The 19,926-nt window shown below is 60.0% G+C and carries 19 protein-coding genes; 12 read left to right on the top strand and 7 right to left on the bottom strand.

The features are described from left to right. Window positions 1-8 precede the first annotated feature (8 nt). The 3 genes from HU722_RS23940 to HU722_RS23930 all read right to left on the bottom strand — a co-directional run bounded on the left by HU722_RS23940 (window position 9) and on the right by HU722_RS23930 (window position 3,656). Complete coding sequence (locus HU722_RS23940) at window positions 9-1,319, bottom strand: MFS transporter (protein WP_065889961.1); 1,311 nt, start codon at window positions 1,317-1,319, stop codon at window positions 9-11. Between the two features lie 273 nt (window positions 1,320-1,592). Continuing rightward, entirely contained in the window at window positions 1,593-2,831 is a 1,239-nt protein-coding gene (locus HU722_RS23935; RefSeq protein ID WP_065889959.1) for a transporter associated domain-containing protein, read from the bottom strand. Between the two features lie 12 nt (window positions 2,832-2,843). Further along, window positions 2,844-3,656 (bottom strand): cytochrome C assembly family protein, encoded by an 813-nt coding sequence (locus HU722_RS23930; protein WP_065889957.1) that lies wholly within the window; start codon window positions 3,654-3,656, stop codon window positions 2,844-2,846. A 234-nt stretch (window positions 3,657-3,890) separates the two neighbouring features. On the opposite strand from HU722_RS23930, the gene ffh reads away from it, so the two are divergent. The 5 genes from ffh to rplS all read left to right on the top strand — a co-directional run bounded on the left by ffh (window position 3,891) and on the right by rplS (window position 7,463). Further along, window positions 3,891-5,267 (top strand): signal recognition particle protein, encoded by a 1,377-nt coding sequence (gene ffh / locus HU722_RS23925; protein ID WP_003193965.1) that lies wholly within the window; start codon window positions 3,891-3,893, stop codon window positions 5,265-5,267. A 251-nt stretch (window positions 5,268-5,518) separates the two neighbouring features. Further along, a complete protein-coding gene (gene rpsP, locus HU722_RS23920) occupies window positions 5,519-5,770 on the top strand; it encodes a 30S ribosomal protein S16 (protein WP_003175899.1) in 252 nt (83 codons plus the stop codon). 5 nt (window positions 5,771-5,775) lie between these two features. Then, window positions 5,776-6,312: a ribosome maturation factor RimM gene (gene rimM, locus HU722_RS23915; protein ID WP_049711676.1), complete on the top strand. Its 537-nt coding sequence runs from the start codon at window positions 5,776-5,778 to the stop codon at window positions 6,310-6,312. Then, window positions 6,294-7,067 (top strand): tRNA (guanosine(37)-N1)-methyltransferase TrmD, encoded by a 774-nt coding sequence (gene trmD, locus HU722_RS23910; RefSeq protein ID WP_175403014.1) that lies wholly within the window; start codon window positions 6,294-6,296, stop codon window positions 7,065-7,067. Before rimM ends, trmD begins: the two co-directional genes overlap by 19 nt. Window positions 7,068-7,112: 45 nt before the next feature. After that, entirely contained in the window at window positions 7,113-7,463 is a 351-nt protein-coding gene (gene rplS / locus HU722_RS23905) for a 50S ribosomal protein L19 (RefSeq protein ID WP_003175895.1), read from the top strand. 87 nt (window positions 7,464-7,550) lie between these two features. On the opposite strand, the gene HU722_RS23900 is transcribed toward rplS, so the two are convergent. Then, on the bottom strand, window positions 7,551-9,350 hold the full coding sequence (locus tag HU722_RS23900; RefSeq protein ID WP_065874566.1) for a cation:proton antiporter: 1,800 nt from the start codon (window positions 9,348-9,350) through the stop codon (window positions 7,551-7,553). Window positions 9,351-9,457: 107 nt separating this feature from the next. Here HU722_RS23900 and xerD point away from each other — a divergent pair, with 107 nt between their 5' ends. The 4 genes from xerD (at window position 9,458) to thrC (ending at window position 14,138) form a co-directional block, all read left to right on the top strand. Next, the gene (gene xerD / locus HU722_RS23895) at window positions 9,458-10,354 is read left to right on the top strand and encodes a site-specific tyrosine recombinase XerD (protein WP_065874567.1); all 897 of its coding nucleotides are present in this window, start codon (window positions 9,458-9,460) and stop codon (window positions 10,352-10,354) included. Between the two features lie 141 nt (window positions 10,355-10,495). Beyond that, entirely contained in the window at window positions 10,496-11,227 is a 732-nt protein-coding gene (locus HU722_RS23890) for a thioredoxin fold domain-containing protein (RefSeq protein WP_064053737.1), read from the top strand. 129 nt (window positions 11,228-11,356) lie between these two features. Next, window positions 11,357-12,661, top strand: a complete 1,305-nt coding sequence (locus HU722_RS23885; RefSeq protein ID WP_065889956.1) for a homoserine dehydrogenase — start codon at window positions 11,357-11,359, stop codon at window positions 12,659-12,661. 67 nt (window positions 12,662-12,728) lie between these two features. After that, the gene (thrC, locus tag HU722_RS23880) at window positions 12,729-14,138 is read left to right on the top strand and encodes a threonine synthase (protein ID WP_065889955.1); all 1,410 of its coding nucleotides are present in this window, start codon (window positions 12,729-12,731) and stop codon (window positions 14,136-14,138) included. 80 nt (window positions 14,139-14,218) lie between these two features. On the opposite strand, the gene HU722_RS23875 is transcribed toward thrC, so the two are convergent. After that, entirely contained in the window at window positions 14,219-14,440 is a 222-nt protein-coding gene (locus HU722_RS23875; protein ID WP_049711681.1) for a hypothetical protein, read from the bottom strand. 313 nt (window positions 14,441-14,753) lie between these two features. Between HU722_RS23875 and HU722_RS23870 the strand changes: the two genes are divergently transcribed. Continuing rightward, window positions 14,754-15,038, top strand: coding sequence for a DUF3509 domain-containing protein (locus HU722_RS23870; RefSeq protein WP_065889953.1), 285 nt, complete (start codon window positions 14,754-14,756; stop codon window positions 15,036-15,038). 170 nt (window positions 15,039-15,208) lie between these two features. On the opposite strand, the gene HU722_RS23865 is transcribed toward HU722_RS23870, so the two are convergent. Next, window positions 15,209-16,096, bottom strand: coding sequence for a TIGR02285 family protein (locus HU722_RS23865; protein WP_065889952.1), 888 nt, complete (start codon window positions 16,094-16,096; stop codon window positions 15,209-15,211). Next, window positions 16,096-17,295 carry a CaiB/BaiF CoA transferase family protein gene (locus HU722_RS23860; RefSeq protein ID WP_065874572.1) on the bottom strand — a complete coding sequence of 400 codons (1,200 nt, stop codon included), beginning with the start codon at window positions 17,293-17,295 and terminating at the stop codon, window positions 16,096-16,098. Before HU722_RS23860 ends, HU722_RS23865 begins: the two co-directional genes overlap by 1 nt. Window positions 17,296-17,443: 148 nt before the next feature. On the opposite strand from HU722_RS23860, the gene HU722_RS23855 reads away from it, so the two are divergent. Both HU722_RS23855 and recJ read left to right on the top strand, forming a co-directional pair. Then, complete coding sequence (locus HU722_RS23855; protein ID WP_032890801.1) at window positions 17,444-17,986, top strand: YaeQ family protein; 543 nt, start codon at window positions 17,444-17,446, stop codon at window positions 17,984-17,986. 156 nt (window positions 17,987-18,142) lie between these two features. Continuing rightward, the gene (gene recJ / locus HU722_RS23850; RefSeq protein ID WP_065874573.1) at window positions 18,143-19,852 is read left to right on the top strand and encodes a single-stranded-DNA-specific exonuclease RecJ; all 1,710 of its coding nucleotides are present in this window, start codon (window positions 18,143-18,145) and stop codon (window positions 19,850-19,852) included. The last annotated feature ends 74 nt before the right edge of the window (window positions 19,853-19,926 follow it).

Below are 19,926 nucleotides of genomic sequence, written 5' to 3'. Positions count from 1 at the left end.
GCGGTCTATCAGGCGACCTTATTCAGATCATTATCCCGCGTCTCTTTCAGGCACAGCACAGCAATCAAGCTGAGCAACGCCGCCGCCGACACATACCCACCGACATAACTCAGCCCACCCATCGCCACCAGCTTGGTCGCGAAGAACGGTGCCGCTGAAGCCCCCACGATCCCACCCAGGTTATACGCCGCCGACGCGCCGGTATAACGCACGCGCGTCGGGAACAACTCCGGCAGCATGGCGCCCATCGGCGCGAAGGTCACGCCCATCAGGAACAGCTCCAGGGCCAGGAACAGCGCCACCGCCCAGGTCGAGCCGTGGGTCAGCAGCGGCTCCATGGTGAAGCCCGACAGGATCGCCAGGATCGCTCCGACGATTAGCACCGGCCTGCGCCCGTAGCGATCACTCGCCAGGGCCGCCAGTGGCGTGGCCAGGCCCATGAACAGCACTGCGAAGCACAACAAGCCAAGGAAGGTCTCGCGGCTGTAGCCCAAGGTCGAAACGCCGTAGCTCAGCGAAAACGCGGTGGTGATGTAGAACAACGCATAACACACCACCATCGACGCGGCGCCCAGCAATACTGGCAGCCAATGCTGGCTGAACAGTTCCACCAACGGCACTTTTATTGGGGCTTCTTTGGCCACGGCGTTGGCGAAGACTGGCGTTTCATGCAGCTTCAGGCGCGCATACAGGCCCACCATCACCAGCGCAGCGCTGAGAATGAACGGAATGCGCCAGCCCCAGCTACGAAACTGCTCGTCGTTCAGGCTCATCGCCAGGATCAAGAACAAGCCGTTAGCCGCGAGAAAGCCAATCGAAGGGCCCAGTTGCGGGAACATGCCGAACCAGGCGCGCTTGCCCTTGGGCGCATTCTCGGTCGCCAGCAGTGCCGCGCCGCCCCATTCCCCGCCCAAGCCAAGGCCCTGGCCGAAACGCAGCACGCACAACAGGATCGGCGCCCAGGCGCCGATGCTGTCATAACCGGGCAATAAGCCGATCAGCGTGGTACACACGCCCATCAGCAACAGCGAGGCCACCAGCGTGGATTTACGCCCAATGCGGTCGCCGAAGTGGCCGAACAGTGCCGAGCCCAGCGGGCGGGCGATAAAGGCGATGCCAAAGGTCAGGAACGACGCCAGCATCTGCGCGGTGCCGGAGGTCTGCGGGAAGAACACCGGGCCGATCACCAGCGCAGCAGCCGTGGCGTAGATATAGAAGTCGTAGAACTCGATGGCGGTGCCGACAATGCTCGCGGTGGCAACCCGTGCAGTCGAGTTGGTCGGGGCGGCGGGCGCGGCCTCGTTATAGGTGGTGCTCATGGCGGTATCCCTGACGGTCGTTGCGCGTTTGGACGCGGATTATTATTGGTCGAACACCCATGGATCAGGGTAGTGCGCGGGGCGGCTCGGGATGGGAGCGAACACCGGTCAGACAGGATGAAGCGGTGCCTTGACGCGTTGGGTGCGGGTAGCACACGGTCGGGCGGGGCTCTGGTAAGCCGCAGGGATTATAGGAAGGGGTTTGGAGATACAACAAGTGTGCTGACACGCCGCAAATCAAAATGTGGGAGCTTGAGTAGTATCAGGGATAGGTTAGGCAGCCACCGGCATCCTGCTGGTATGCCAGATCAGCACCTTGCTCACGCGGTTGTCCTCGGTCTCGAGGATTTCCAGGCGGTAGCGCCCGATTTTCAGGCACACCGCGCAGTCCGGGATGGTCTCCAGTGCTTCGGTGACCAGGCCATTGAGGGTCTTTGGACCGTCGCTGGGCAGGTGCCAGTTCAGGCTCTTATTCAGGTCGCGGATCGAGGCGGCACCGTCGATGATATAGCGGCCATCCGGTTGCGCGTCGATATGCGGGTTGTCGGCACTCTGTTCGCTCTCAAACTCACCGACGATTTCTTCGAGGATATCTTCCAGGGTGACAATGCCCAGCACTTCGCCGTACTCGTCCACCACCATGCCGAGGCGTCGCTGTTGCTTGTGGAAGTTCAGCAGTTGCAGTTGCAGCGGCGTACTTTCGGGGACGAAGTAGGGTTCGTGGCAGGCGGCGAGTAACGCTTCCTTGGTCAGGCTGGCGTCGGGCAGCAGGTGCTGGATCTGTCGCGTGTTCAGCACCGCCTGGACCTGGTTGATATCACTGTGGAACACCGGCAGGCGCGTGCGCTCGGAGGTGCGCAGTTGCTCGATGATCTCTTCGACTGAGTCATCCAGGTTGATGCCGTCCACTTCACTGCGCGGTACCAGGATGTCGTTGACCGTGATGTTGTCCAGGGCGTGGATGCCGGGCATCCCGGGGGTGCGGTCTTCGTCGGCTTCCGGTTCCGGTTCGTCGTCGTGGTCGGGCAGCGGTTCATCGCTCTTTTTCACCACGCCGGATTGACGTGCGAATGGACGCAACAGCAACAGGCTGATGCCATTGAGCAGCCAGGCAAGGGGGTAGAGGATTTTCAGCGGCACGCCCAAAAGCGTATTGCCGAAGCCCAACACCGCTTGCGGATAACGAACGGCGAGGGCACGAGGCAGGTAGTCGGCGAATATCAGCAGGAGCGCGCAGGCAATCATCCAGCCCAGCCAAGGTCCGTTCTGCGCCCAGGCGTAGATCGCCAGCAAGGTGCAGAGAATGACTACCGCGGCGCGACACAGGCTGTTGCACAGGATCAGGCTGTTACGCGGGAAGCTCAGGCGGGCAGCAGCCTTGTCACCCTGGCGTGTACCAGGGCGCAAGGCCAGCAAGTGCTGTTGCGCGGCTTCGATGGCGGTAAACAGCGCGGCCCATAACACCAGCAAGGCGATTACTGCGAGCATCGGCTCCAGCGGCAAGTTGTCCATGATCACGGCCCGTCAGATGTGCAGGATGTATTCGCGGACCAGCTTGCTGCCGAAATAGGCCAGCATCAGCAGGCAGAAACCGGCCAGGGTCCAGCGGATCGCCTTGTGCCCACGCCAGCCGAGGCGGTTGCGGCCCCACAGCAATACGCTGAACACTACCCATGCCAGGCACGCCAGCAACGTCTTGTGCACCAGGTGCTGGGCGAACAGGTTTTCGACGAATAGCCAGCCGGAAATCAGCGACAATGACAACAGCGTCCAGCCAGCCCAGAGGAAGCCGAACAGCAGGCTTTCCATGGTTTGCAGCGGCGGGAAGTTCTTGATCAGCCCTGAGGGGTGCTTGTGCTTGAGCTGGTGGTCCTGCAGCAGCAGGAGCAGGGATTGGAAGACGGCAATGGTGAACATGCCGTAGGCCAGGATGGAAAGCAGGATATGCGCGAGGATGCCCGGCTCTTCATCAATCACCTGCACCGTACCCGTGGGCGCGAATTGCGCCAGCAGCACCGTCAGCACGCCCAATGGGAATAGCAGCACCAGCAGGTTCTCGACGGGAATCCGATAACAGGCCAGCAGGGTCAGCGCGATGACGGCCGCCGCAATCAGGCTGGCGGCGCTGAAAAAATCCAGGCCCAGGCCGACTGGGGTCATCAGGTGGGTAAACAGGCTGGCAGCGTGAGCCAGCAGGGCTAGGACGCCAAGGCCGACCAGCAGGCGTTTGTCCGCCTTGGTGCCTTGGGCCAGACGAGTGCCCTGATAGAGAGTCGCAGCGGCATACAAAATGGCGGCGGCGAGGCTGGGTAGCAAACTGGGTGACAAAGGGAGCATAAATCCTGATAGGCAAGCCCGAAAGGCGCTGAGTTTGGCATACCCCCGCGTAACACGAAAGACTCTCAGGCCAGACAGCGGGTGTGCATGGCCGCAGTCTTCGCTATAATCCGCGACCTGCCCACGCCGCAGGCTCGCCGAGCGCTGTTTTTAATAGCGATTTACCACAGCCTCGGTCGCCACTACCTCGGTCTACCAATGCATTTTGTTGAATAGGGCCTGAAAGGATCGCGCATGTTTGAAAACCTGACTGACCGTCTCTCGCAGACGCTGCGCCATGTCACCGGCAAGGCCAAGCTGACCGAGGACAATATTAAAGACACCCTGCGTGAAGTGCGCATGGCGTTGCTGGAAGCCGACGTGGCTTTGCCGGTGGTGAAGGACTTCGTCAACTCGGTCAAAGAGCGCGCGGTAGGCACCGAAGTGTCCCGCAGCCTCACGCCGGGCCAGGCCTTTGTGAAGATCGTCCAGGCCGAGCTCGAAAGCCTGATGGGCGCGGCCAACGAAGACTTGAACCTGAGCGCCGTGCCGCCGGCCGTCGTATTGATGGCCGGTTTGCAGGGCGCGGGTAAAACCACCACCGCCGGCAAGCTGGCGCGCTTCCTTAAAGAGCGCAAGAAGAAGTCCGTCATGGTGGTGTCGGCCGACGTGTACCGTCCGGCGGCCATCAAGCAGTTGGAAATGCTCGCCGGCGAAGTCGGTGTGACCTTCTTCCCGTCCGACCTGAGCCAGAAGCCGGTCGACATCGCCAACGCAGCTATTAAAGAAGCCAAGCTGAAGTTCATCGACGTGGTCATCGTCGATACCGCCGGTCGCCTGCACATCGATGAAGAGATGATGGGCGAGATCAAGGCGTTGCACGCCGCGATCAACCCGGTCGAGACGCTGTTCGTGGTCGATGCCATGACCGGCCAGGATGCGGCCAACACCGCCAAGGCATTTGGTGACGCACTGCCGCTGACCGGCGTGATCCTGACCAAGGTCGACGGCGATGCCCGTGGCGGTGCTGCGCTGTCAGTACGTGCCATCACCGGCAAGCCGATCAAGTTCATCGGTATGGGCGAGAAGAGCGAAGCGCTCGAGCCGTTCCACCCCGAGCGTATTGCCTCGCGAATCCTCGGCATGGGCGACGTGCTCAGCCTGATCGAGCAGGCCGAAGCCACGCTCGACAAGGACAAGGCCGATAAACTGGCCAAGAAGCTGAAGAAGGGCAAGGGCTTCGACCTCGAAGACTTCCGCGACCAGCTGCAACAGATGAAGAACATGGGCGGCCTCGGCGGCCTGATGGACAAGCTGCCAAACATCGGCGGTGTGAACCTGGCGCAAATGGGCAATGCCCAGGGCGCGGCAGAGAAGCAGTTCAAGCAGATGGAAGCCATCATCAACTCCATGACCCCGGCCGAGCGCCGCGACCCTGAGCTGATCAGCGGTTCGCGCAAGCGTCGGATCGCCATGGGGTCCGGCACCCAGGTGCAGGACATCGGTCGCTTGATCAAGCAACACAAGCAGATGCAGAAGATGATGAAGAAATTCTCCGCCAAGGGCGGTATGGCCAAGATGATGCGCGGCATGGGCGGCATGTTGCCCGGCGGCGGCATGCCTAAAATGTAAAGTATTCGAGCGGGAGCCCAGCTCCTGCTCCGACCCACAGGGATGTGGGATCTCCAGCAAACCCGCTATTGGCGGGGGCTGACCTGCCGTTTTAACCGACGGCTCTATAGCAGATCTGAATGGCACACTGATAGGCGCCAAAAAAAGACATTTGCAAAAGTCCGGATATTCCTTAGAATATGCGGCCTTTCGGGCACCTATGCCCGCTGTGCATTTAGATTTGCAGCACCGACTACAGGAACGATGTTCACATGCTAACAATCCGTCTTGCCCTTGGCGGCTCCAAAAAGCGCCCGTTTTACCACTTGACCGTAACCGACAGCCGCAACCCGCGCGACGGTTCGCACAAGGAACAGGTTGGTTTCTTCAACCCTGTTGCTCGTGGTCAAGAAGTTCGTCTGTCCGTGAACCAAGAGCGCGTAGCCTACTGGCTGAGCGTGGGTGCACAGCCATCCGAGCGCGTTGCAAAGTTGTTGAAGGACTCGGCTAAGGCCGCAGCCTGAGCAATATGAACGCGACGCCAGCTGTTGCTGATGATTTGATCGTTATCGGCAAGATTTACTCTGTTCATGGCGTTCGCGGCGAAGTGAAGGTGTATTCCTTTACTGATCCGACTGAAAACCTGTTGCAGTACAAAACCTGGACGCTCAAGCGCGAAGGTAGTGTGAAACAGGTCGAGCTGGTCAGTGGACGCGGGAGCGATAAGTTCCTGGTCGCAAAGCTCAAGGGTCTTGATGACCGTGAAGAAGCTCGTCTTCTGGCCGGTTATGAGATCTGCGTGCCGCGCAACCTGTTCCCTGAATTGACCGACGGCGAGTACTACTGGTACCAGCTGGAAGGTCTGAAGGTTATTGATCAACTCGGGCAATTGTTCGGGAAAATCGATCATCTTCTGGAAACCGGCGCCAATGATGTAATGGTGGTCAAGCCTTGCGCTGGCAGCCTGGATGATCGCGAACGCTTGTTGCCCTATACAGAGCAATGCGTGTTGGCCATCGATCTGGCCGCGGGCGAGATGAAGGTGGAATGGGATGCGGACTTCTAAGCGTGGCTAATCTGCGCATTGAAGTGATCAGTTTGTTTCCCGAGATGTTTTCCGCTATCAGCGAGTACGGCATCACCAGTCGGGCGGTGAAACAGGGGCTGTTGCAGCTTACCTGTTGGAACCCGCGAGACTACACGACGGATCGACATCACACTGTGGATGACCGCCCATTTGGCGGTGGCCCGGGCATGGTGATGAAGATCAAGCCCCTGGAAGACGCGTTGGCTCAGGCCAAGGCCGCCGCCGGGGAGAAGGCGAAGGTAATTTACCTGTCCCCTCAAGGCCGTCAGCTGAAACAGGCAGGGGTCCGCGAACTGGCGAATGAGGAAGCACTGATCCTGATTGCCGGTCGCTATGAAGGCATTGACGAGCGTTTTATTGAAGCTCATGTCGATGAAGAGTGGTCGATTGGGGACTATGTCCTGTCTGGCGGCGAGCTGCCGGCGATGGTCCTGATAGATGCGGTTACACGACTGCTGCCTGGAGCTTTAGGGCATGCGGACTCCGCGGAGGAAGATTCCTTCACGGATGGTTTGCTGGATTGCCCGCACTACACCCGACCGGAGGTGTATGCGGATCAGCGTGTTCCCGACGTATTGCTAAGTGGCAATCACGCACACATCCGGCGTTGGCGTTTACAGCAGTCCCTTGGTCGGACCTATGAACGACGCGCCGATCTTCTGGATAGCCGCTCGCTTTCTGGAGAAGAGAAGAAGCTGCTCGAGGAATACATCCTCGCGCGGGACGATAGTTAACAACGTATCGATGGTAGGTCCATTGACTTACCTTAGGAGCACAGCATGACTAACAAAATCATCCTTGCACTCGAAGCAGAGCAGATGACCAAAGAGATCCCTACCTTTGCCCCGGGCGACACTATTGTCGTTCAGGTGAAAGTGAAGGAAGGCGACCGTTCGCGTCTGCAAGCGTTCGAAGGCGTGGTAATTGCCAAGCGTAACCGTGGTGTGAACAGTGCTTTCACTGTTCGTAAAATCTCCAACGGTGTTGGCGTAGAGCGTACTTTCCAGACCTACAGCCCGCAAATCGACAGCATGGCCGTCAAGCGTCGCGGTGACGTACGTAAAGCCAAGCTGTACTACCTGCGTGACCTGTCCGGTAAAGCAGCTCGCATCAAGGAAAAACTGGCTTAAGCCCAGCTTCCCGATGCAGAAAAAAGCAGCCTACGGGCTGCTTTTTTGTGCCTGCGATTTGTGCGGATCGCAGGGTGGCAGTTGTGGCTAGGACTGCCCTGGCTGGATGACTGCCAATAACGCCCACCCCGCCACTGGTTTCAAGCCGCTCTCTGGTGTTACCACATGCACCCAGCCACTGTTGTCACGGGCAAACAACAGGATCGCCCGTTCACCATGCAGTGCCTGATAGTCGTTCCAGCCAAACCCATCGGTCAGGTGGGTGGTGTACAGCTCGGCGCCTTGCCCCAGCAGGCTGGCGAGCTTGGAATAACTCAAGGGTTGGCTGCCCAGCAAGTGCCCGCGGTGTTCATGGCTGGCCCGGTGCTTGTCCGTGCGACGGCTCTCCTGGCTGCTGGTCAAGGTAAACAGGCGATGCCCGAAGTCGTGGCGAAAGCGCATGGCGGCCAGCGTGTTCAGTTCGCCCGAGGGCGACAGTGCCAGCAAATGTCCGAGCCCCACCAGGTCCAGGTGCGATTCGGCATGCTGCGAGGCCGGGTTGCCGAAGTAGGTTGGTAGCCCCTCCATACGGCTGGCGCGGATGTTCTCCCAGCTGGAGTCGGTCAACAGCACGCGGCTGCCCAGTTGCTGCAGGGCCTTGCCCAGGATGCGCGCCGGGCCATTTGCACCGACGATCAGAAAGCCACTGGGCGCAGGCTCGGCGACTTTCAGCAGGCGGGCCAGGGGGCGGGCGGTGGCGCTTTGCAGCACCACGGTGCCGATAATTACCGCAAAGGTCAGCGGCACCAGCAGCAATGCACCTTCGTGACCGGCTTCATCCAGGCGAATCGCAAATATCGCCGACACCGCTGCGGCCACAATGCCGCGTGGGGCGATCCACGCCAGCAGCGCACGTTCTCGCCAGTTCAGCTTCGAACCAACGGTCGACAGCGCGACATTGAGGGGGCGGGCAATAAACTGAATGATCAGCAACAGGATCAGGACGAAGGGCCCCAGGGCAATCAAGGCATTCAGGTCCAGGCGCGCCGCCAGCAGGATAAACAGACCGGAAATCAGCAGTACGCTGAGGTTTTCCTTGAAGTGCAGGATGTGTCGCACATCCACGCCTTTCATGTTGGCCATCCACATGCCCATCAGCGTCACCGCCAACAGGCCGGACTCGTGCATGACTTCATTGGCGGCGATGAACACGCCCAGCACCCCGGCCAGGGTCGCCAGGTTGTGCAGGTATTCCGGCAACCACTGTCGCCGCATGATCTGCCCCAGCAGCCAGCCGCCGGCAACCCCGAACAGGCTACCGCAGGCAATCACGCCGCCGAAAGTCAGCAGGCTATGGCTCAAGCCATCTCCGGAGGCGCGGCTGATGATGAAGCTGTAGACCACCACGGCCAGCAGTGCGCCAATCGGGTCTATGACGATACCTTCCCAGCGCAGGATGTTGGCGATGGAGGCTTTGGGGCGCACCACGCGTAGCATCGGGACGATCACCGTGGGGCCCGTCACCAGCGTCAGCGTGCCGAACAGCAGGGCCAGCATCCAGTCGAAACCCAGCAGCCAGTGGGTTGCCAGCGTGATCACCGCCCAGGTCGAAAGCGCGCCGAGGGTCACCAGGCGGTGGACCACGCTGCCAATCTCCTTCCATTCCGATAGGTGCAGCGTCAGGCTGCCCTCAAACAGGATCAGCGCCACCGCCAACGACACAAGTGGCATCAGCAAGGGGCCGAACATTTCTTGCGGGTCGAGCCAGCCCAGTACCGGTCCGGCCAGAATCCCGCTCAGCAAAAGAAACAGAATTGCTGGCAGTTTCAGGCGCCAGGCCAGCCATTGGCAGCCGAGTGCGGCCACACCAATGCCGCCAAAGGCCAACAAAATCTGTTGTTCGTTCATTAAAGCTCCCTGTTCCTTGAAGTAGCGGGCTATGAAAGACTAGTGACCCTAATCACAGTTCACTAATTAATTGCCGCAAAGCCCCGTGCCGCGTCGCTTGAGTGCCCATGCCCGCCATTGACCACCCCCTTATCGACCGTTTTCTCGACGCCCTTTGGCTGGAAAAAGGCCTGTCGGACAACACGCGCCAGGCTTACCGCAGTGACCTGGCCCTGTTCAACGGTTGGCTGCAGGAGAAAAACCTCGAGCTGATCAATGCTGGACGTGAGCTGATCCTCGATCACTTGGCCTGGCGTCTGGAGCAACACTACAAGCCACGTTCCACTGCGAGATTTCTCTCCGGCGTGCGTGGCTTTTATCGCTATTTGCTGCGCGAAAAGCTGATCGCAGTCGATCCGACTCTACAAGTCGACATGCCACAATTAGGTAGGCCTCTTCCTAAGTCTTTGTCGGAAAGCGACGTGGAGGCTTTGCTTGCTGCTCCCGATCTCAGTGAAGCCATCGGCCAGCGCGACCGCGCCATGCTCGAGGTTCTGTACGCGTGCGGCCTGCGGGTCACCGAGTTGATCAGCCTGACCCTGGAACAAGTGAACCTGCGCCAGGGTGTATTGCGGGTGATGGGCAAGGGCAGTAAGGAGCGGTTGGTACCGATGGGGGAGGAGGCAATAGTGTGGGTCGAGCGCTATATGCGTGATGCCCGCGGCGAACTGCTTGGCGGACGCCCCAGTGATGTGTTGTTCCCCAGCCTGCGCGGTGAGCAGATGACCCGCCAGACCTTCTGGCACCGCATCAAGCATCAGGCCAAGGTCGCCGGGATCAGCAAGTCCCTGTCGCCCCACACGTTGCGCCATGCCTTCGCCACCCATTTGCTCAACCACGGTGCGGATTTGCGCGTGGTGCAAATGCTGCTCGGCCACAGCGACTTATCCACCACCCAGATCTACACCCACGTGGCGCGCGCGCGTTTGCAGGAAATGCACGCCAAGCACCACCCGAGAGGCTGAAAACCGCCAATTTATTCCGCCGCGGGCTGCCCTGCGGCCCAACTGTGGTAGGCTTTGCCGGTTAGCAAAGGGGACGGCTCAGACCTGTATTAACAGACCCATGTCTTGCCCCCGTCCCTGCATCTGCCTTCAGGAGTTCCCATGCGCTTGACCCAGATTATTGCCGCCGCAGCCATTGCGTTGGTTTCCACCTTTGTTGTCGCCGACGACGCCGCCGAGCAGACCATCCGCAAGAGCCTGGCCAACCTGCAGCTCGACACCCCGATCGAAAGTATCAGTGCCAGCCCGATGGCCGGCCTGTACGAAGTCAAGCTCAAGGGCAGCCGCGTGCTGTACGCCAGTGCCGACGGCCAGTACATCGTCCAGGGTTACCTGTTCCAATTGAAGGACGGCAAACCGGTCAACCTGACCGAGAAAGCCGAGCGCCTGGGCGTGTCCAAGCTGATCAATGGCATCCCTGTGGCTGAAACCGTGGTCTACCCGGCGATCGGCGAGACCAAGACCCACATCACGGTGTTCACCGACACCACGTGCCCGTACTGCCATAAGTTGCACGCTGAAGTGCCTGCGCTGAACAAGCTGGGCGTGGAAGTGCGCTATGTAGCGTTCCCGCGCCAGGGCCTGGGTTCGCCGGGTGACGAGCAGTTGCAAGCCGTATGGTGCTCGGCCGACAAAAAAGCGGCCATGGACAAGATGGTCGATGGCAAGGAAATCAAGGCCGCCAAGTGCGCCAACCCGGTTTCCAAGCAGTTCGCGCTGGGCCAGTCCATCGGCGTGAACGGTACACCGGCCATCGTTTTGGCTGACGGCCAAGTGATTCCGGGCTACCAGCCGGCGCCACAAGTTGCCAAACTGGCGCTGAGTGCCAAATAAACCAGCATCGTCGAACCTTTGACGATCATGGCCCGTGGATAAGTCGGCGGGCCATTAATTGAAAGCCGCAGTTATGCGGCTGTTTTCCACGGCCGACCTCGCGTCGGCCGTTTCATGGGGAGTTCTTCAGTGAAACCGGTCAAAGTAGGCATCTGTGGGTTAGGGACCGTCGGTGGCGGCACCTTTAACGTACTTCAGCGTAACGCTGAGGAAATTTCCCGCCGCGCAGGCCGTGGGATTGAAGTGGCGCAAATTGCCACGCGTTCGCCGAAGCCTCAGTTCGAAACGACCGGTATTGCGATTACCAACGATGTCTTCGCCGTTGCCACCAACCCTGAAATCGATATCGTCATCGAGCTGGTCGGCGGCTACACCGTGGCCCGCGAGCTGGTGCTCAAGGCCATCGAGAACGGCAAGCACGTGGTCACCGCCAACAAGGCGCTGATCGCCGTGCACGGCAACGAGATCTTCGCCAAGGCGCGTGAAAAGGGCGTGATCGTTGCGTTCGAAGCCGCTGTGGCCGGTGGCATCCCGGTGATCAAGGCAATCCGTGAAGGCCTGTCCGCCAACCGCATCAATTGGGTCGCCGGCATCATCAACGGCACCGGTAACTTCATCCTCACCGAAATGCGCGAGAAGGGCCGTACCTTCGAAGACGTGCTGGCCGAAGCCCAGGCCCTGGGTTACGCCGAAGCCGACCCGACCTTTGATGTGGAAGGTATCGACGCAGCACACAAGCTGACCATCCTGGCGTCCATCGCCTTTGGTATCCCGCTGCAGTTCGACAAGGCCTACACCGAAGGCATCACCAAGCTGACCACTGCTGACGTGAACTACGCCGAAGCCCTGGGCTACCGCATCAAGCACCTGGGCGTAGCGCGCAGCACGTCGGCCGGTATCGAGCTGCGTGTGCACCCGACGCTGATCCCGGCCGATCGCCTGATCGCCAACGTCAATGGCGTGATGAACGCTGTGATGGTCAACGGTGACGCCGCCGGTTCGACCCTGTTCTACGGCGCCGGCGCCGGCATGGAGCCAACGGCTTCGTCGGTGATCGCCGACCTGGTGGACGTGGTCCGCGCCATGACCAGCGACCCGGAGAACCGCGTGCCTCACCTGGCCTTCCAGCCGGACTCGCTGTCGGCCCACCCGATCCTGCCGATCGAAGCCTGCGAAAGTGCCTACTACCTGCGTATCCAGGCCCAGGACCATCCGGGCGTGTTGGCCCAGGTCGCCAGCATCCTGTCGGAGCGCGGGATCAACATCGAGTCGATCATGCAGAAGGAAGTCGAGGAGCAAAACGGCCAGGTGCCGATGATCCTGCTGACCCACCGGGTGCTCGAACAGCACATGAACGACGCGATCGCCGCCCTAGAAGCCTTGCAAGGCGTGGTTGGCCCGGTAGTCCGGATCCGCGTTGAGCACTTGAACTAACCGATATGTTCCGGGGGCCCCGTGCAGTCGGCGGCCTCTGGTCAAGAATGTTTTAGAGGAGCCAGTCATGCGCTACATCAGCACCCGCGGCCAAGCACCGGCCCTGAATTTCGAAGACGTTTTGCTGGCAGGCCTTGCCACTGACGGCGGCCTGTACGTGCCGGAAAACCTGCCACGCTTCACCCAGGAAGAAATCGCTTCCTGGGCCGGCCTGCCGTACCACGAGCTGGCGTTCCGGGTGATGCGCCCGTTCGTCACCGGCAGCATTCCGGATGCGGACTTTAAAAAGATTCTGGAAGAGACGTACGGCGTGTTTTCCCACAGCGCCATCGCCCCGTTGCGTCAGCTGAACGGCAACGAATGGGTACTGGAGCTGTTCCACGGCCCGACGCTGGCGTTCAAGGACTTTGCCCTGCAACTGCTGGGTCGTCTGCTCGATTACGTGTTGGAGAAGCGCGGCGAACGCGTGGTGATTATCGGCGCTACCTCCGGTGACACCGGCTCGGCCGCCATCGAAGGCTGTAAGCACTGCGAAAACGTCGACATCTTCATCCTGCACCCGCACAAGCGCGTGTCGGAAGTGCAGCGTCGCCAGATGACCACCATTTTTGGTGAGAACATCCACAACATCGCCATTGAAGGCAACTTCGATGACTGCCAGGAAATGGTCAAGAACAGCTTTGCTGACCAGAGCTTCCTGAAAGGCACGCGTCTGGTGGCAGTGAACTCGATCAACTGGGCGCGGATCATGGCCCAGATCGTCTACTACTTCCACGCCTCCCTGCAGTTGGGCGGCCCGGCGCGTTCGGTGTCGTTCTCGGTGCCGACCGGCAACTTCGGCGACATTTTTGCCGGTTACCTGGCACGCAACATGGGCCTGCCGATCAACCAGTTGATCGTCGCCACCAATCGCAACGACATCCTGCACCGCTTCATGAGCGGCAACCAGTACGTCAAGGAAACCCTGCACGCCACGCTGTCGCCGTCGATGGACATCATGGTTTCTTCGAACTTCGAGCGCCTGCTGTTCGACATGCACGGTCGCAACGGTGCGGCCATCGCGGGCTTGATGGACACCTTCAAGAGCGGCGGCGGTTTCAGCGTTGACGAAGAGCGCTGGACCGAAACCCGCAAGCTCTTCGACTCCCTGGCTGTGGACGATGCGCAGACCTGCGAAACCATCGCAGAAGTCTATGCCCAGACCGGCGAGCTGCTCGACCCGCACACTGCCATTGGTGTGAAGGCCGCCCGCGAATGCCGTCGCAGCCTGGATATCCCGATGGTGATCCTGGGCACCGCGCACCCGGTGAAATTCCCGGAAGCGGTGGAGAAGGCCGGCGTTGGCAAGGCGCTGGAATTGCCGGTGCACTTGGCTGACCTGTTCAAGCGCGAAGAGCGTTGCACCGTATTGGCCAATGACCTGAAGGCTGTGCAGGCGTTTGTCAGCCAGCATGGCAATCGTGGTAAGCCGTTGTAAGGCAAACCGTGCAGGCAAAAACGCCGCTTTCCCTTCCTTGGGTCAGCGGCGTTTTTGTTTCTGGCAGGCCCGGTCTAGTGTTACGAGAATAGTTTCTGCGCGACGACTATGACGGTGCCTACGGCGGCATAGAACCCTGTCGCGATACCCACCGGGTACCAGAAAGTCTCACAGGTTATCTTCAGGGATTCTTTGTTGAGTTTGTTCTGCTCTGCGTTCATACGTGCGATTTCAGCAAAAATACGTGAGACCTCGGCGTGCATTCTGTCTGTCGATGTTTGCTGTTCATTGTGTTCCGCCATCATCTTCATCCTTCGCAATAAGGGCCTTTTGACATGCGCTTTTACCTGGGTAGCAGCGTGACCGCGCTCAACGAGTATAGGATTCACCACCAGCCTCAGCCCCCGGCAACCCCCAAATCAGCCACCCATTGCGTAAGCAGTTATGTGCGGCCGTTTTTTCGTTGTCATGTTGCAAGCGCATGCTGGAATCCGTCACCCCCTGACGGCCCCATAAAGACGATAAAGCGAACTTTCCTACGTCACAAACAGTCACTTAGGATAGATGCAGCTCCCGTTGAAACGATTGTTCCCGAACTATTGAGTGGTGATCGAGATGGAAAGTATCAGCCTATTGCTCGAAGAAGCACTGAGCCCTTATCAGGTTACGCTGACCACCTCTGGTGTGCAGGGCGAGTGCCTGGTGACGGTGAAGAATCCTGCTGGCGCTATCGTGGTCGAGCGTGAAGTCGATCGCGCGCAATTGATGGATAAGCGCGTGCTGGTGGATGTAGTGGATTGCCTGTTGCGCGACATAAAGATTGCCGAGGGGCGCGTGGAACCCTCAGTCATTGCGGCCATGCGCAACGCCGCCCAGACCCGTGGCGCTGCCGTTGCATGAAGAATTGTTTAAATGTGGAAACTTCCTACAAGGTGGCCGGTCAGAGTTCGTAACAGCAAGAGCAGGCATTGTGCTCCGGTGTTTGTGCCTTGCTGTACTGGTCTTTGTAGGCCACGTTTAACCCCGAAGTGTCTCCCCATGCTTCGGGGTTTCTTTTTGCCTGCGATTTGTCAGGGTTCAGGTGAATCCAGGAAAAAGCTCGGGTTGTCCTGTAGATAGTGTTCGCGCATGACCGGGTCCAGCCACTCGGCGTAGGCTTGCTGTAGCTGTTCCTGTGGGATATCGCGCAAGGCCTGGTCAATTCGCTGTATGGCCAGGCGACCTTCAGGCGTGGCCGAGCAACCGATATGCGTATGCTGGTAGGGCGCTGAACCCTTGATGGGGTAGAACATCAGGTCTTCAGGGGCAATGCCTTGTTGCATGGCGTGATAGCGGATCTCCGGCGCGTAACCCAGAACGGCTTCCAGCCGGCCCAGGCGCTGCATTTGCAGCAGGCTGCCCAGGGCGTCATTGCCGTAATGGAGTGCCAGTGTGTGAGGGTCGGCACCCTTGAGCTGTTCATCGATCAGCGGGCCGTAGCTACGTTCGGCGGTTGCGCCTATACGTGCTCTATGGGAGCCAAGAAAAGCGTGCAGGTCGAATTGGCCCTCACCAATAAAGGGGGCCAGTTCTTCCTGCTGGATGCGTCGCAGGGTCACCCCATTACTCACCGAGACGAATGCCTGGGCGGAAAATACAACGTACTTGGCTCGTTCCTCCGTCCACAGCAGCGACGGGTCGCACGTCAGGACAGTGGGGTCGCGCAGCATCTGAATACCCCGGGCACGATTGACGTGCATCACCTGGTGCCGATACTCCGGCAGGCGCTCGCTGAGTATGGGCAATAACTTGTCCAGCACCCCTTGGCCCTTCTGCGGCCCCTCAAAGATGGTGACCGGTGGTAAGTCGCGCAGCAGCCAGGTCAGTGTTTCTTCTGCGTGGGCGGACAGCGGCCATTCGCTCGCTATCGCGCAGACAAGACAGAGTTGCAGTAGCCGGCGCCGAGCATGGTAAACCATCAAATCGCGCCATCCTCACGCAAGCGAGTAATGGCCGCGCTGTCGTATCCCAGTTTATTGAGTAGCACGTTGTTATGTTCACCCAGCTGCGGCCCGACCCATTCGCAGCTGCCTGGCGTGTCCGACAACTTGGGCACGATGCCGGGCATCTTGAAGTCCTTGCCGTCGGGAAGCTGGGCCTTGAGGAACATCTCCCGGGCGAGGAATTGCGGATCGCCGAGCATGTCCTCGGCACTGTAGATTCGACTGGCAGGCACTTCGGCTTTATTCAATATTGCGACCACTTCATCCAGTGGCAGCGAATTCACCCAGCGATCAATGACGCCATACAGCTCATCACGGCGGCCATCGCGTCCGTCATTGCTGGTTAACTCAGGATCGTTGGCCAAATCTTCACGGCCAATAGCCGACATAAAGCGCTTGAAGATCGCATCGCCGTTGGCGCCAATCTGTACATGCTTGCCGTCCGCGCTGGTGTGGATCGAGGACGGCGTAATACCGGGCATGATGTTGCCGGTGCGTTCGCGAATAAAGCCGAACACATCGAACTCCGGGATCATGCTTTCCATCATCGCGAAGATGGCTTCATACAGCGCTACATCGACCACCTGGCCCACGCCGCCGTTGACTTCACGATGACGCAGCGCCATCAGCGCGCCGATCACCGCCCACAGCGCAGCAATCGAGTCGCCGATGGAAATGCCGGTACGCACCGGTGGGCGGTCTTCGAAGCCGGTGATATAGCGCAGGCCGCCCATGGATTCGCCCACCGCGCCAAACCCAGGCTGGTCTTTCATCGGGCCGGTCTGGCCAAAGCCGGAGAGACGCACCATCACCAGCTTGGGGTTGAGTGCGTGCAGGGTTTCCCAGTTCAGGCCGAGCTTCTCCAGCACGCCGGGGCGGAAGTTCTCGATCAGGATATCGGCGTCCGCCAGCAACTGCTTGAGGATGGCCAGGCCGTCCGGGTGCTTGAGGTTCAGCGTCAGCGACTGCTTATTGCGCGCCTGCACAAACCACCACAACGACGTGCCCTCGTACAGCTTGCGCCACTTGCGCAGCGGGTCGCCGCCGTCCGGCGATTCGACCTTGATCACCTCGGCGCCGAATTCGGCGCAGATACGTGAGGCGAACGGGCCGGCGATCAGGGTGCCGAGTTCGATAACTTTCAGGCCGGCAAGCGGTTTGGCATTAAACGACATGAGGATCCTTGTCTGCGCAGGGCGGTGGTGTGATGCCTTTTAACATAGGCGGGCGGCCCAGGGATAAGGATGATGCAGCGCAGGATTCGTTGAATGACCCCGCCATCGGTTAGACTGGCCGCCTTTCCCTGTCTCTAGAAGTCCGTTCATGGCCCAGCCGTCCACGACCTACAAATTCGAACTCAACCTTACTGACCTCGATCGTTCGGTGTACGAGAGCGTCAAACAGACCATCGCCCGCCACCCTTCGGAAACCGAAGAGCGCATGACCGTGCGTCTGTTGGCCTACGCCCTGTTTTACAACGAGCAACTGGCGTTCGGTCGTGGGCTGTCAGATGTAGACGAGCCAGCCCTGTGGGAAAAAAGCCTGGATGATCGGGTTTTGCACTGGATCGAAGTCGGCCAGCCCGATGCCGACCGCTTGACCTGGTGCTCGCGCCGCACCGAACGTACCAGCCTGCTGGCCTACGGCAGCCTGCGTGTATGGGAAGGCAAGGTGGTGCCGGTGGCGAATAACCTGAAAAACGTACACATCGCCGCCGTGCCCCAGGAAATCCTCGAAGTACTGGCCAAAGACATGCCCCGTGTTATCAAGTGGGACGTGATGATCAGCGAAGGCACGATCTTCGTCACCGACGACCGTGGCCAGCATGAAGTGCAACTGCAATGGCTGGTCGGCGAACGCGGCTGATAATGTGGGAACTGGCTTGCCTGCGATGCAGGCGCCTCGGTGTAACAGTCACCCCGTGGTGATCCCATCGCAGGCAAGCCAGCTCCCACATTTGAAGTGTGTTGTTTTCAAAATTCCTGTTTAACCGTTGTATTGCAGAGAAGTCTCCGTCACCCCATGCGTATCGATCCTCGCCCATTGCCCGCTATCCTGCCGTTCCTCGGAGATTTGCCACCGCTGTTGACCCGTCTCTACGCCGCACGCGGGGTGCAGTCGGAAGCCGAACTGGATAAAAGCCTGGCGCGGTTGATCCCTTACCAGCACCTCAAGGGCATCGACGCGGCCGTGGACTTGCTGGTGACGGCGCTGGAGCAACGCCAGCGCATCCTGATCGTCGGTGACTTCGACGCGGATGGCGCCACTGCCAGCACCGTGGGTACCTTGGGCCTGCGTTTGCTCGGAGCGGCGCATGTCGACTATCTGGTGCCCAACCGTTTCGAATACGGCTACGGCCTGACCCCGGAAATCGTCGCCGTGGCCCTGCAGCGCGAACCGCAGTTGCTGATCACCGTGGACAACGGCATCTCCAGTGTCGAAGGCGTGGCAGCCGCCAAAGCCGCGGGGTTGAAGGTGCTGGTGACCGACCACCATTTGCCCGGCGACGAATTGCCGGCTGCGGATGCCATCGTCAACCCGAACCAGCCGGGCTGTGAGTTCCCGAGCAAGGCCCTGGCCGGCGTGGGCGTGATCTTTTATGTGCTGATGGCCTTGCGTGCGCGCCTGCGCAGTTTGGGGTGGTACGAGAACACGCCGCAGCCGAACATCGGCGAGCTGCTCGACCTGGTCGCGCTGGGCAGCGTTGCCGACGTGGTGCCCCTGGATGCCAACAACCGCATCCTGGTGCATCAGGGCCTTGAGCGTATCCGTGCAGGTCGCGCACGGCCGGGGATCAAGGCGATCCTGGAGGTGGCCAAGCGCGACGCTGCACGCATCACCTCGACCGACCTGGGCTTTATCCTCGGGCCGCGCCTGAACGCCGCTGGGCGCCTGGATGATATGAGCCTGGGTATCGAATGCCTGCTCACCAGCGACTTCGCCGCCGCACGGGAAATGGCGGCGCAACTGGACGGCATGAACCAGGACCGCAAATCCATCGAGCAAGGCATGCAGCGCGAGGCCCTGGCCCAACTGAAAGATTTGCCGGTGGAGTCGATGCCTTACGGGTTGTGCCTGTTCGACCCGGAGTGGCACCAAGGCGTGATCGGGATTCTCGCGTCGCGCATGAAAGAGCGTTACTTCCGCCCGACCATCGCCTTTGCAGACGCCGGTGACGGCCTGCTCAAGGGCTCAGGGCGCTCCGTGCAGGGTTTTCACATCCGTGATGCCCTGGCAGTGGTCGCAAGCCAGCATCCCAACCTGATCGCCAAATACGGCGGCCACGCCATGGCGGCGGGGCTGACATTGCCCGAGTCGAATTTCCCACTGTTTGCCGAAGCATTTGATGCTGAAGTGCGCCGGCAACTGTGTGAGGAAGACCTGACCGGCAGGTTGTTGACCGACGGTACCCTGGCGGTAGAAGAGTTTCACCTGGAGCTGGCGCGGGCCTTACGGCATGCCGGCCCGTGGGGGCAACACTTTCCCGAGCCGTTGTTCCATGGCGTGTTTCAGTTAGTGGAGCAGCGTGTCGTGGGGGAGCGGCACCTGAAAGTGGTGCTCAAGAGCGAATGCGGCTCGGTGAAACTCGATGGCATTGCGTTTGGGGTCGACCGTGAGGTTTGGCCTAACCCGACCGTGCGTTGGGTGGAGTTGGCCTACAAGCTGGATGTGAACGAGTTTCGTGGGAATGAAACCGTGCAGTTGATGATTGCGCACATCGAACCGCGCTAAATATCGGTCTCACCCTAAAGCAAATGTGGGAGCGGCGAACCGCCGCTCCCACATTTTTAATCCGTGTACAGCCT

This window comes from Pseudomonas tritici (assembly GCF_014268275.3).
Lineage (GTDB): Bacteria > Pseudomonadota > Gammaproteobacteria > Pseudomonadales > Pseudomonadaceae > Aquipseudomonas > Aquipseudomonas tritici.
This window is presented reverse-complemented; position numbering and strand designations above follow the sequence as displayed.

Coding starts and splice junctions, on each gene's coding strand:
- HU722_RS23940 (WP_065889961.1), bottom strand. CDS start 1,319: ATGAGCACCACCTATAACGAGGCCGCGCCCGCCGCCCCGACCAACTCG.
- HU722_RS23935 (WP_065889959.1), bottom strand. CDS start 2,831: ATGGACAACTTGCCGCTGGAGCCGATGCTCGCAGTAATCGCCTTGCTG.
- HU722_RS23930 (WP_065889957.1), bottom strand. CDS start 3,656: ATGCTCCCTTTGTCACCCAGTTTGCTACCCAGCCTCGCCGCCGCCATT.
- ffh (WP_003193965.1), top strand. CDS start 3,891: ATGTTTGAAAACCTGACTGACCGTCTCTCGCAGACGCTGCGCCATGTC.
- rpsP (WP_003175899.1), top strand. CDS start 5,519: ATGCTAACAATCCGTCTTGCCCTTGGCGGCTCCAAAAAGCGCCCGTTT.
- rimM (WP_049711676.1), top strand. CDS start 5,776: ATGAACGCGACGCCAGCTGTTGCTGATGATTTGATCGTTATCGGCAAG.
- trmD (WP_175403014.1), top strand. CDS start 6,294: ATGGGATGCGGACTTCTAAGCGTGGCTAATCTGCGCATTGAAGTGATC.
- rplS (WP_003175895.1), top strand. CDS start 7,113: ATGACTAACAAAATCATCCTTGCACTCGAAGCAGAGCAGATGACCAAA.
- HU722_RS23900 (WP_065874566.1), bottom strand. CDS start 9,350: ATGAACGAACAACAGATTTTGTTGGCCTTTGGCGGCATTGGTGTGGCC.
- xerD (WP_065874567.1), top strand. CDS start 9,458: ATGCCCGCCATTGACCACCCCCTTATCGACCGTTTTCTCGACGCCCTT.
- HU722_RS23890 (WP_064053737.1), top strand. CDS start 10,496: ATGCGCTTGACCCAGATTATTGCCGCCGCAGCCATTGCGTTGGTTTCC.
- thrC (WP_065889955.1), top strand. CDS start 12,729: ATGCGCTACATCAGCACCCGCGGCCAAGCACCGGCCCTGAATTTCGAA.
- HU722_RS23875 (WP_049711681.1), bottom strand. CDS start 14,440: ATGGCGGAACACAATGAACAGCAAACATCGACAGACAGAATGCACGCC.
- HU722_RS23870 (WP_065889953.1), top strand. CDS start 14,754: ATGGAAAGTATCAGCCTATTGCTCGAAGAAGCACTGAGCCCTTATCAG.
- HU722_RS23865 (WP_065889952.1), bottom strand. CDS start 16,096: ATGGTTTACCATGCTCGGCGCCGGCTACTGCAACTCTGTCTTGTCTGC.
- HU722_RS23860 (WP_065874572.1), bottom strand. CDS start 17,295: ATGTCGTTTAATGCCAAACCGCTTGCCGGCCTGAAAGTTATCGAACTC.
- HU722_RS23855 (WP_032890801.1), top strand. CDS start 17,444: ATGGCCCAGCCGTCCACGACCTACAAATTCGAACTCAACCTTACTGAC.
- recJ (WP_065874573.1), top strand. CDS start 18,143: ATGCGTATCGATCCTCGCCCATTGCCCGCTATCCTGCCGTTCCTCGGA.